The 446-nt window shown below is 43.7% G+C and carries 1 protein-coding gene; it reads right to left on the bottom strand.

Annotation, left to right across the window (positions count from 1 at the left end):
- Positions 1 to 155: 155 nt before the first annotated feature.
- Positions 156 to 446 (bottom strand): hypothetical protein (locus AC1VNY_RS42685; protein WP_482409704.1); only part of this gene is annotated, 291 nt, incomplete at its 5' end.

The following is a 446-nucleotide window of genomic DNA, read 5'->3' as shown; positions in this document are numbered from 1 at the left end:
GCCGCGCTTAGTCAAAAAAGGTTGCAAAAGGCTCTTTGGCGTAGATCCAGCGCCGGATTAGCCTAGTAGCAGAAGTAGCAAATGCTACGGGCCCCGCGCTTCTAGGGGGCCCCGCGACTATGTGACAGTTGAAAATGGAAAAAAATAACCAGATGTTATATCAAAAACACGCAAGCTGTCTGAATTTTTAAATGTCGTGTGTGATGGTGCTGAATCCAACGAAATCGAAGCAGAAAATACAGAAGACGTGTCCCACTGTGTAGTAGATGAAAGCAGTGCCGTAGAAGAGAAGAATCATCATTACCAATACTACCATTAAGATCAGCAACTCTTGACGATTTAGCCCCATTTTTCACAAGACAAACTGAAATCGAATGTACAGAAAGTTCTCCCAATTTAGCCATATCATCTTCAAGCCAAAGAGAGGCAGAAAGCACAGCAAATGC

This window comes from Bradyrhizobium ferriligni, from assembly GCF_056837965.1.
The sequence above is the reverse complement of the archived record's forward strand: the minus strand, read 5'-3'. Positions and strand labels throughout refer to the sequence as shown.